This window comes from cyanobacterium endosymbiont of Braarudosphaera bigelowii, from assembly GCF_020885515.1.
Taxonomy (GTDB): domain Bacteria; phylum Cyanobacteriota; class Cyanobacteriia; order Cyanobacteriales; family Microcystaceae; genus Atelocyanobacterium; species Atelocyanobacterium thalassa_A.
Genome location: NZ_AP024987.1, coordinates 1,130,511 through 1,142,715 on the forward strand (window position 1 = coordinate 1,130,511; position 12,205 = coordinate 1,142,715).

Below are 12,205 nucleotides of genomic sequence, written 5' to 3' on the forward strand. Positions count from 1 at the left end.
CAACAGGAGATATAAAAATCATTGTTAATTTTTGATTTTTCATGGTTATCAGAAATGATTAGTTCCGGTAATATTATTTTTCCAATAAAGCAAAAAATCTTAATCTTCTTTATGATGCAAATTTCATTGTTTAGACAGTTTCGCTGGATATCATTGATTCTAATCACTATTTTATTTATTGTTTTGATTGTTCGACTACCAGCAACAGCTAAAACTCCAACAGATTATAAAGAATTAGAATTTCCTTCTTTATCCAACATCACTTTACCCGATTATGAGCGTTATGAATTAGATAACGGAATGGTAGTGTATCTAATGGAGGACCATCAGTTACCTTTAATTAAAGGTAATGCATTAATTAAAGTGGGATCACGCATTGAGCCACAAGAAAAAATTGGGTTAGCGGAAATTACTGGATCTATGATGCGTCTGGGGGGGACAGTGGACCATTCCGCTGGTGAATTAAATGAACTTTTAGAACAGAGAGCGGCAAAAATTGAAGTCAGTATTAATACGCATTCAGGAAATGCAGCATTTAATTCTTTAAGTAAGGATATTGAGATTGTATTTGATCTCTTTTCTCAAGTTTTAAAACAACCAGCTTTTGATTCCCAGCAATTAACCCTGACTAAAACTCAGTTGCAAGGACAAATTGCTCGTCGTAATGATAATCCAGGAGATATTGCCAACAGAGAACTACACAAGCTTGTTTATGGAGAAGGTAGTCCTTATGCTCGTACTATAGAGTATGATACTTTAAATAACATTAATTTGAATGATGTTGTTTCTTTTCATCAAAAATATATTCGTCCAGAAAGTCTTATTTTGGGGATCGTAGGAGATTTTGATTCTAAAGAAATCAAACAATTAATTCAAAATAAGTTTGGAAATTGGAAATCTTCTACTATAAAGCCTGAGATAAAAATTTCTCAAGCCCATCAAGCTAAAAAAGATGAATTATTTTTTGTTGATCAGCCTCACTTAAACCAAAGTAATGTATTGCTAGGACATTTAGGAGGTAAGTTAGATAGTCCAGATTATCCAGCCTTAAGTGTTATAAATGGTTTACTGAATGGTTTTGGAGGACGTTTATTTAATAATCTACGTTCTCGCCAAGGACTAGCTTATACCGTGTATGGATACTGGAATGCAGCTTACGATTATCCAGGAATTTTTCTAGCTGGCGGTCAAACTTCTTCTGAAACAACAGTACAGTTTATAAAATCTCTAATGACGGAAATAGAGTTGCTTAGAGACCAACCTATAGAAAGTGATGAATTAGCATATGCAAAAGAATCTATTCTTAATTCCTTTGTATTCAAATTTGAAAATCCTAGTCAAACTCTATCTCGTTTATTAACTTACGAATATTATGACTATCCGGAGGACTTTATTTTCAAATATCAGGATGGAATTAAAAAAACTACTATAGAAGATATTCAGAGAGTTGCTAAAGAATATTTAAAACCAGAAAATACAGTAATCTTAGTAGTAGGCAATAAAGAAAATATTTATTCTTCTCTTACTAAGCTAAAGAAAAATATAAACAATATTGATGTTACTATTCCTAATTCGAATAAATAATTAAATTATTGATTTGATGTGATTTTATGATTAAGATCACATCAAATGTTGATTTATAGAAAAACAATCAACATGTTCCATTATATAATTTCATTTAAAAATATATGTTTAAAATTTATTCTTGCTGAGAAACCATAAGTGGGTTTTAATTTTTAGCATATGGGAAATTTATCATAACTTGAAAGTATATTGTATTTTCCTAAAGTCATATGATTATTTTTTTTGTTAATAATTAAAAAAACAAAAAGAGGGTTAAAAAGCCTCTTTTTGTTTTTGAAAACATTGAAATCCGGTTATTTTCAAGTTGCGCTGGAAACAATTACAAATCCTAAAACTGCCCCAAAAAGAACTAGGGCATAGAATTGAACTCTTCCACTTTCAAAATACTTTAGACCTTCTCCACTAACTAAAGTTGCTAATCCTGTAAAGTTAACAACTCCATCAATAACTCGATAATCAACCTCCATAATTTGACGAGCTAATCGGCGACATCCTATTACAAAAACTTGATTATATACATCATCGAAATACCATTTATTTAAAGAAAATTGGTATAAAGTAGGAATTTTTTCGGCAATAGTATTTGGATCAATTTTATGTTTTAAATACATTAAAAATGCTACTACAATACCAATACTTGCTATTCCAACTGAAGCCCCAGCCATAATAGTAAATTCAGTCCAATCAAAATGAACTAATTTTTCAACAACTTCTCCAGGAGCATGAATAAAATTCTCAAAGTTATTATTCCAAGGCCTGCCTAATAAGCCAATAGCTGTTGAAGGAATAGCTAAGGTTAACAACGGTAAGGTCATTGTTAAAGGAGATTCATGAGGCAAACTGTTACTACTATGATCGTGATTAGTAGAATGATGCTCTAATTCCTCATCTTCAGTAGCTTTTGTCTCTAAAGTGGCAGTAGATAATAATCTTGTGCGAATTGTCATATCATTTCCTTTAAAATTACCTTCAAAAGTCATGAAATACATTCTAAACATGTAAAAAGCTGTTATTCCTGCTGTTAACCATCCAACCAACCATAAAAAAGGATTTGATTGATAAGCTAATCCTAATATTTCATCCTTAGACCAAAAACCAGCAAATGGAGGAATACCACAAATAGCAAGGGTGCCGACTAAAAAGGCTAAAGATGTGAGAGGCATATACTTCCTAAGACCCCCCATCAAGCGCATATCTTGAGCTAATACAGCATTATGTCCTACAACATTTTCCATACCATGGATAACAGATCCAGAGCATAAGAACAACATGGCTTTAAAGTAAGCATGAGTCATCAAATGAAATAGCCCAGCACTATAAGCACCAATACCCATTGCCATAACCATATAACCTAGTTGAGACATGGTTGAATAAGCTAATCCCTTTTTAATATCATTTTGAGTGATCGCAATAGTTGCCCCTATAAAAGAAGTTACTGCCCCTGTCCAAGCTATTATTGTCATCAATGTAGGAATATGCTCAAATACTGGATACATTCTCGCCACTAAGAATACTCCTGCTGCTACCATAGTTGCTGCATGGATAAGAGCAGAAATTGGCGTAGGTCCTTCCATAGCATCAGGCAGCCAAACATGAAGTGGAAACTGAGCTGATTTTGCAACTGGCCCCAAAAATACAAGTATTCCAAATATTGTAATGAGCATGGGAGAAATCATATCTGAAGAGATTAATTCTTCTAAACGTTGTCCCATTAAATCAAACTCAAAAGTTCGTGTTGCCCAATATAGACCTAGCATACCTAAAAGTAAACCAAAATCTCCGACACGATTAGTGACAAAGGCCTTTTGACAAGCATTGGCAGCTCCTGGACGGTCAAACCAAAAACCAATTAGTAAATAAGAAGACATACCTACTAGTTCCCAGAAAACATAAATTTGTACTAAATTAGGACTGATGACTAATCCCAACATAGAAGCACTAAAAATACTTAAATAAGCATAAAAACGTACATATCCTGGATCATGGGCCATATAACCATCTGTGTAGATCATTACCAAAAAAGCTACAGTAGTTACAATGACACACATGAGAGAGCTGAGGTGGTCAAGTGTATAACCCATTTCTAAGTGAAATTTTCCGGATGCAGCCCATTCGAACATCTGGGAATATTCCCCATGACCTTGAATTTGACTCCATAGAAGAGCAAATGATAAAACCATGGATGTGCCTATTAGAGAAATAATGATTGCTGCATTGATTTGTCTAAGGCTATTGGTAACTTGATTGAAGGTGATTAAACCCAAGCCAACTATTATTGCCCCTAAAAGAGGTAAAGTGGGAATTAGCCAGGCGTATTGATAAAGGGGTTCCATACCGTAATGCCTAAGTTATTTGTTTTTGTATTTAGTTAATAACGTTAGCTTTTCGGTTAAGGGCTTCTTTAAGAAATTTACAACCCCTCTGTACTGAATAAATAGTATCAAATACAAGACTATGTTGAAAGAGATAATTTATAATTTCTCTCTCTGTAAGTCTTTTTGATTTAAATTTCTATTAATTGGCCAATAACCTATAAGATAACAAACTTAATTAAGGTACCTCTCTACACGCTGTTCAACTTAAAATGAAGTATTGAACCATATAGATATGTGAGGACACTATACTTTTATGATCTTAGCAAAAATGTGTAGAACTCATCAAATCTTAAAAAATCTAGTAGATATGAAAATCAAAAGTTTCCTACCTATCTCATAAACGTTATGCCCTCAGATTAAAATAGAGGTATTTTATAGTTGATATTATTTTAACTTCAGTTTTTTATGAACATATAGTCTATTTAGGTAGTGAAGTTGAATAAATGAGTTTTTTTATAATTTAAATAAAATGATTCCGGCAATAGATGAGCATCTGCTACTATATTCACTGTATTCTTAAGATTAACAAAAAAATAATTTAGCTTTTAATTCTCAATATGATACTAATAATAAGAATTCAGCTTTATTTTATTCATACTTTTAAGTACAGCAAAATAATATGACATCTATTCGTAAACTTCACCAACAATTAATTAATAAAGATAGAACTGCAGTTGAGATTACAACAGAAGCATTAGAAAGAATCGAAGCAGTTGATTCAAAAGTTAAAAGTTTTCTACACATAACAGCTGATTATGCCCTATCAAAAGCTAAACAAATTGATAATAAAATTGCTAATAAGGAGGAAATAGGAATTTTATCAGGTATTCCTGTTGGAGTTAAAGACAACATGATTACTTCTGGAATCACTACCACCTGTGGCTCTAAGATTTTAGAAAATTTTGTTCCTTCTTATGAATCTACTGTAACCCAAAAACTTCAAAATGCTGGAGCTATTATGGTAGGAAAGACTAATTTAGATGAGTTTGCAATGGGAAGTTCTACAGAAAACTCTGGCTATCAAGTCACTGCAAATCCTTGGGATTTGTCTAGAGTTCCTGGTGGTTCTTCGGGTGGTTCTGCCGCAGCTGTAGCAGCTGCAGAATGCTTAATCTCTATAGGTTCGGATACTGGAGGTTCTATTCGTCAGCCTGCAGCTTTATGTGGTGTGGTCGGACTAAAACCAACTTATGGATTAGTTTCTAGGTTTGGACTGGTCGCTTATGCTTCATCCCTAGATCAAGTTGGACCATTTGCCCGCAGTGTAGAAGACACTGCTATCGTGCTAGGAACTATTGCTGGCTATGACTGTAAGGATTCTACTAGCCTTAAAGTTACAGTACCAGACTATACTCGATTCCTCAAACCTTCATTAAAAGGGCTAACAATTGGAGTAATTGAAGAAACTTTTATGGAAGGAGTAGAACAAGAGGTTAGTAATATTGTCCAAAATGCAATTAATCACCTAAAAACATTAGGTGCAAAGATTGTAAGTGTTTCTTGTCCTAGTTTCCGTTATGGTCTACCTGCTTATTATATCATAGCTCCTGCTGAAGCCTCATCAAACTTAGCACGTTATGATGCAGTCAAATATGGATTAAGAACAAAATCAAATACTCTAGCGGATATGTATACTAGTACTAGATCCCAAGGCTTTGGCGCAGAAGTAAAAAGACGTATTATGCTAGGTACTTATACGCTATCTACAGGATATTATGATGCATACTACCTTAAAGCTCAAAAAGTGAGAACCTTGATTAAGAAAGATTTTGATATTAACTTTGAGAAAGTAGATGTTTTAGTATGTCCAACATCTCCGACAACAGCTTTTAAGGCCGGTGAAAAAATATCTGAACCTTTAAATATGTATTTATCTGATTTAATGACTATCCCCGTGAACTTAGCTGGATTACCTGGAATGAGTATTCCGTGTGGATTTGATAAAAAAGGTTTACCTGTTGGATTACAACTAATTGGCAATATTCTTGAAGAAGGAAAACTTTTTCAAGTAGGTTATGCTTATGAACAATCTACACCATGGCATAATTTGTCACCTCAGTTATAGAAGTTAATTAGAGATAAAAACTTTATATAATGTTTTACTTCAACTAAACAAACTTATCGATAAACAGGTAAAGTAAAGTGAAAGCAACTTCCTTGACCGAGCACACTATCTACCCAAATTTGTCCATAATGAACGCGGATGATTTTACGACATAAAGATAGGCCTAGTCCATAACCTTCTTTACCTTGATCTCTTTGTAGCCGAAAATGTCCTTCAAAGATTCTTTCTTCCTTTTCTTTAGGAATACCTGGTCCAGTATCAGAAATGCTTACTTGCACTTTTTGACTAGTACGATGAAGAATTGATAGAGTAACTTGGCCATTTTCTGGTGTATATTTAATTGCATTATCTAATAAATTAATAACAACCTGGCGAATCAATTCTTCATCTGCATACACACCTGGTATATCTTCAGGGATATCTTGTGTTAGATTTATCGATTTTTCTTTAAGTAAATTAACATATCGTCTAAAAATTCCTCTAAATAGATGAGACAAGAAAACTTCTGTACGTTCTACTTTCAATTCACCGTTAATACTTTTTGATGCCTGTAGAATATCAGTGATTAGGCGATTCATAATTTGCAGCTGATTATGTATTTGAGAAAATAATTGCTTTTTAAGTTTTATATAACGTTCATTAATTTCTTTGTCTTGAACTATTTCTAAAGTATCTATAGCTATAGAGGTAGCAGTAAGAGGACTACGTAAATCATGGGCTAACATAGCTAAAACCTGATCTTTAAAGTTTAGTTGATCTAACAAGTCTTTTTTTTCTTTTTTTAGACGAAAAACTTCATCAGACAAGCGTATAAGTTCTGCTGAATATTCAATTAGACCAATTTTAGAAACAGTACTTTTCTCTATTTGATAATTACTATGCTTTCTTTCTAATAAAGATTTCCATTGAGGCCACCATTTTTCTAATTGGCTAATTAAATTACTTCCGGCCAAAATTTGTTTTTGTCCTGGTGATACTTTTACAAGTGCAGGGGTGGCAACTAGCCGAAAATGTTCTACAAGATGAGGTTGCTTACGAATTTCAATTACTTCTAACTGACATGGACAACTCTTTTTAATGATTTCAATATAGTCTCTTATTAATCTCACATACTCACTAGAACTAGGACGTTCATCTACAAACAATAATAACTGGATAGACATAGGAATGAAGTAATCATTTTCAGTATTTATTCTATATTTCAATGTCTTTACCACTGAAATCCAAAATCATATATGTGTTAATTGAGAATAATAATTAAAAAAAAGTTTTCATTAACTAATTTATGTTTCGTACTTAAAAATAATTAATCATTTTTTATATTAGACTGTAATTGTAAAAACTTCACTGATAAATTATTTGTCTTATAGTAAATTTGCTAAAAACTATTTTCTATATTCATTTCTATTTAGTACTACGTAATTTTTAAAAAGAAATAAAACAATCAAGATACAGATAGGAAAACAAGACAGCATAAATAAGAAAACTATTATGTTTATTAATATTTGTATATTTTTCTAAAAATTAGATCTTTTATTAGAATCAATTTTATTTATAATATGAGATTCATATGAATTATCTAGTTACTAAAAAAATATAGCGCAGAAAATTATTTATCTCTGCACTATAATATTAAAAACTAATGAGCCATGACTTCTAAAGAAGAATTATTGAACTTATTTAGAGAAAAACTTACCATTAGTTAACAGGAGAATTTACTAAAGTTAGTAAATACTTTTCAAAGTAATAAATATTTAATTAATAACTTTAAGTAAATAACTGATGATGACAATTTATTGTTTATGTTTATCAGTTTAAATTAGTTACTACCACTAAATGTTACTTCTAAGAATTTAGCCTGAGCTTCCTTCATAGTAATACTTTTTCCTTGATTACGAAGGTCTTGCCAATAATTAATGACTTCTGTTGCCTTATTTAAGACTTCAATTCTTTCTGTTTCTAAGATCCAATGCTTTGCTTCTAGTTCATTTTTTAACTCTTGCCAAGCATTATTACGTGGCCAAAAGAAATAAGCAGTTAAAGGACTGGTTCCTTTTCCGACAATTTGATCAACGGCGATGGCTACATTAGCATCTAACCAAAGAACTTTTAATATAAATCTAGGCTCCAATTACGCCTCCGGTGGGTAGACTGCACAAATATTTTAAATATGAGACCCTTTATTATAACTTATTTAGAGTAAATTTTACTATTAAACAGAACAAAGATTTTATAGTAATGGTTAAACAACAAGTACAGTAATTCATTATTTTTATAAATTTTCCTGTTTAGTAGCTTTTAATTAAAAAAAATCAAAGTATTAACAGATATAATGATTAGTTATATATCTTAAACAAGAAATAAAATCTATACTATTCTAGTTAATATAAATAAGTACATATCTCAACTTAATGTTATCAGTTTCACCAGGTTAATATCTTTTTTTAAATTATTTTATAACTTTAATTAAGCTTGCTTAAGCAGATCAATTAAGGAGTAACTATACAAAAATTACCTTACCAATAAAAACATTACATAATTTTGATTTACTTATTTTGTATGATAGGACTATTTAATCATAATAGTTATTTAATAAATGAAGATTTTAACTACTAAAATTTTTAAAAATCAGATCTAAGAAACTAGACTTTATAAAGTTTACTTGACAAAGAACATACAGTCTTTGTCTTTAGACCTAAAATGTTTTATAGTTATTCATTTTTATCTATTTTTTGTTACAATTTTCTTAATCTCATTTGTTTTGTAGATAACTATAGTTTTTAATATTATTAACTTACAAAAGGAAAAAGAAATGTTTTATACTTTTGACGTAATTACTTCAACTAAAAAATATAGTACTTGATAACTTCTACTTGTTACTTTTTTGTTTGAGAAAATACTTAACTGCTAGAAAAATATATAAATGAACTCTTCTACATATCGTTTTAAAAGCAAACTATTCAACCTATTAAATCGTAAATCTTTATTGTTAAAAGAGCATCTTGTCTACCAAGGTAAGCTAATAAAAATTATTTTTAAGTGGAGTGTACAAATTATTATATACCCACTTTATTTTTTTGTACATACGAAAAAAACTAGCCAAAAAAGATTAAGAAGAACTGACTATTTATTAAGTCCTCTTTATTCAAATACTGATTTTTATTTAGAAAAAACGCTTAAAAAAGTACGGTATTTTCTATTAAATCTTGAAGAATACAAAGACTTTTTTAAAGAGCAGAAGAGATTAGAAAATGAAATTTACACAATAAATGATATTGCTATTAATTCAATCCAAGGACTGGCTAGTAACTTAATTACCCATAAATTGATTCTAGTTACTGAAAACAACATTACTATTGATATATTGTCTGAAAATCAAAAAAATTATTTGCATAAATACATAAACTTACAATTAAACAACTATAAGAATAACTCGAGATACAGTAAAGTACATGATCTGTATTTAATAACTCAATCTTTTACGAAGCAAAATTTCATTTTATTCCTGATGTCTGTTTTCTGGAAGTTAATGTTTTGGATGAAAAATGAATCATTAGCTATGAATCTTAATTTTTGTGGGGAACTATCTGACATATCTTTAAGTTCAGAGAAATTGTTAAAAAAAATACCAAGGTCTATAGTTAAAGATCATAACGGAAACACAAAGTTTTCCTTTTATTTTTTAATAGGCAAGATGGTTCAAAAGTGGAAAGGATATCTGCAAAAAAAAAGTTATCAATCCCTTAGAATTCAAAGTAATCAATTTTCTTTAAAGTTTCTCGTATATACGACTATATATTATTTTTTAAGCCGAATCCTATCCAATAAATATTTAAGGCATAGTCTAAAACAAAAGAAGATAAAACTATATGAAACGAAAAATAATGAAAATAATTATAAGTGGTCTTCTTGGAACGAAACATCTAGTAAATTTATATCTCTAGAAAAATATCCATCACGGCCATATAGTTCTATAGTATTGTCTAATAATAATAATTCATTTCATAATTTATTTTATGATTATGAACTAGAAAAACATAAAGCAAATTATCTAGATATTAATCGAGCTTCCCAAAAGCCCATAAGTAGTCATTTGATTCCTAAAATAAAGAAAGATAAACAAGAAGAATTTACAGGAAATATTACAGAAGTAGGAATAAAATCTGGAGAATATATTAAACATCCTCTAATTAGAATTTTAGAGCTGCTAGATATAATTTTTTATTGGATAGAAAAGCTAATGATAAAAATATGGAAAATAGTGCTCAGAATACTTAATTACAAAAAGTAAAAAAATATAATCAAAAAATAAGGTATGCTTATTATGAACATAAAGATAATGAATTGTAATCTTTATTAAATTTTATTGAATAGTATATACCTAGGTAATTAAACCCAGCTTAGAGGATGAAAGTAAAAAAGTATGCCTTATTATGGCTCTTCCCCTAACTAATAAATGTTCATAATATTCAACATTAATATTATGAACATTTATTAGTTAGGAATAGGTAATCCTGGACATAAACGAATCCATTTTCCTGTTTCTTCCAGAAAACTCTTGCAGCTTACAATATCCCATTCTATTTCAATATATTCATCCTTTGGACGAATATTTACATTAATATCAGCTTGTATAGGGTTAAAAGATGGTTTATCAGTTAAATGGGATTGTTGGTGCTGTTCTTCAACTGCATGATAAGTTTGACAAACGTCAACATAATGACAGTTAACACAAATACACATACTTTTTCTCTATAATTTATACTAACTTAGCGTAAATTAAGAAGACTCGACTAACTTCTAAAATTTGCTCTTATATTGTAAAAAATGAGGCAGAAAACAGTTCTAAATTTATCTCCAAATATACTACCTTTTAAATTAGATATCTTGCCATCTACAGCTTATTTAGTAGGAGGAGCAGTAAGGAATATACTGTTAAGTTCCGAACAAGATTATATCGACTTAGATATAATCCTACCAAATTTTGTTCCTAAAATAGCAAAAAATATTGCCCACAGTTATCATGTGAATTTTATTATTTTAGATTCGAAAAGAAGTATTATCAGAATTATTTTCAGGGAAGGAACTATTGATTTAGCAAAACAAAATGGAAACAATATAGATAAAGACTTACAGCAAAGAGATTTTACTATTAATGCAATTGCCTACAGTTTTCATAAACAGCAAATAATTGATTCTTCAGAAGGTTTAAGAGATTTACAGCTCAAAACCATTAGAATGATTAACGTTAAAAACCTTCAAGATGATCCTCTAAGATTAATACGTGCCTATAGACAAGCTTCTCAATTAAATTTCATTATCGAGACTAAAACACGTCATGCAATTAAAAAATTGTCTTCTTGTATTTCTCAGGTTGCTGTAGAAAGAATACAAACAGAACTAAGCTATTTATTGCAAAATTTTAATGGTAATGATTGGTTAATTGAAATGAAGAAAGATAATCTATTACGATTTGTCTTTTCTGATTTAAACCAAAATAATTTATGCTATCTAAAACAAGTTAATCGCAAAGTTTTACTGTTAATAAATAAGTTAAAATATAATGAGCTTAAAGTTCTTTTTGGCTTTAATGATATCCGAGATATTTATAATAATACATTAGTTAAGAAAGTAAAACTTTTATGTTTATTATCTCAAAATCCTGAAATAGCTACTCGACAGCTCACATATTTGAAATATCCTAAGAATGCTATAAAGATATTACCTCTAATTTTAGAAAAGACTTTATTAATCGGAAAGGAGAAAAATCTTCAGAAAGAAATTTATTCTATTTTTTTAGAAACAGGTAAAAATTTCCCTGTTTTTGCTTTATTTTCTTTAGTCAAAAATATAAATAATGAACTTATCTTTGAGTTGATTTATCGTTATTTAAATCCTCATGATAAACTAGCTCATCCACACTCTCTAATAACAGGCCATGATTTAATTACACATCTAAAAATTAAACAAGGACAACAAATAGGAAAAATATTAAATTATATTCGAATCGCTTACATTGAAGAAAAAATATTTACAAAAAAAGAAGCTTTAGATCTAGCAGAAAAGATACATAGCACAATGTAGGTTATATATAGGCTTATTTTTTGTATATATCGTAATAGTTATAATTGTATTAAGTATAAATTCATACTTTAATAGCTGATATGTTTCTTACCATATC

Annotated in this window: 8 protein-coding genes; 4 read left to right on the plus strand and 4 right to left on the minus strand. The window is 29.8% G+C overall.

Features of this window, described 5'->3' with window-relative positions; translation table 11 throughout:
- Positions 1–111: 111 nt before the first annotated feature.
- A complete protein-coding gene (locus LPC16_RS04755; protein WP_229636991.1) occupies positions 112–1,584 on the plus strand; it encodes a M16 family metallopeptidase in 1,473 nt (490 codons plus the stop codon).
- Positions 1,585–1,883: 299 nt separating this feature from the next.
- Here the strand turns inward: LPC16_RS04755 and LPC16_RS04760 are convergent, their stop codons facing one another.
- Positions 1,884–3,917 (minus strand): NAD(P)H-quinone oxidoreductase subunit 5, encoded by a 2,034-nt coding sequence (locus LPC16_RS04760; protein WP_229636992.1) that lies wholly within the window; start codon positions 3,915–3,917, stop codon positions 1,884–1,886.
- Between the two features lie 661 nt (positions 3,918–4,578).
- On the opposite strand from LPC16_RS04760, the gene gatA reads away from it, so the two are divergent.
- Positions 4,579–6,024: an Asp-tRNA(Asn)/Glu-tRNA(Gln) amidotransferase subunit GatA gene (gatA, locus tag LPC16_RS04765; RefSeq protein WP_229636993.1), complete on the plus strand. Its 1,446-nt coding sequence runs from the start codon at positions 4,579–4,581 to the stop codon at positions 6,022–6,024.
- 53 nt (positions 6,025–6,077) lie between these two features.
- On the opposite strand, the gene LPC16_RS04770 is transcribed toward gatA, so the two are convergent.
- The gene (locus LPC16_RS04770) at positions 6,078–7,241 is read right to left on the minus strand and encodes a histidine kinase (RefSeq protein ID WP_407084175.1); all 1,164 of its coding nucleotides are present in this window, start codon (positions 7,239–7,241) and stop codon (positions 6,078–6,080) included.
- A gap of 602 nt (positions 7,242–7,843) precedes the next feature.
- Complete coding sequence (locus tag LPC16_RS04775; RefSeq protein ID WP_012954051.1) at positions 7,844–8,155, minus strand: 30S ribosomal protein PSRP-3; 312 nt, start codon at positions 8,153–8,155, stop codon at positions 7,844–7,846.
- Between the two features lie 792 nt (positions 8,156–8,947).
- Here LPC16_RS04775 and LPC16_RS04780 point away from each other — a divergent pair.
- Positions 8,948–10,315, plus strand: a complete 1,368-nt coding sequence (locus LPC16_RS04780) for a hypothetical protein (protein WP_229636995.1) — start codon at positions 8,948–8,950, stop codon at positions 10,313–10,315.
- Positions 10,316–10,518: 203 nt separating this feature from the next.
- Here the strand turns inward: LPC16_RS04780 and LPC16_RS04785 are convergent, their stop codons facing one another.
- A complete protein-coding gene (locus tag LPC16_RS04785; protein WP_040055219.1) occupies positions 10,519–10,767 on the minus strand; it encodes a Ycf34 family protein in 249 nt (82 codons plus the stop codon).
- A gap of 84 nt (positions 10,768–10,851) precedes the next feature.
- Between LPC16_RS04785 and LPC16_RS04790 the strand changes: the two genes are divergently transcribed.
- Positions 10,852–12,108, plus strand: a complete 1,257-nt coding sequence (locus tag LPC16_RS04790) for a tRNA nucleotidyltransferase/poly(A) polymerase-related protein (RefSeq protein WP_229636996.1) — start codon at positions 10,852–10,854, stop codon at positions 12,106–12,108.
- The last annotated feature ends 97 nt before the right edge of the window (positions 12,109–12,205 follow it).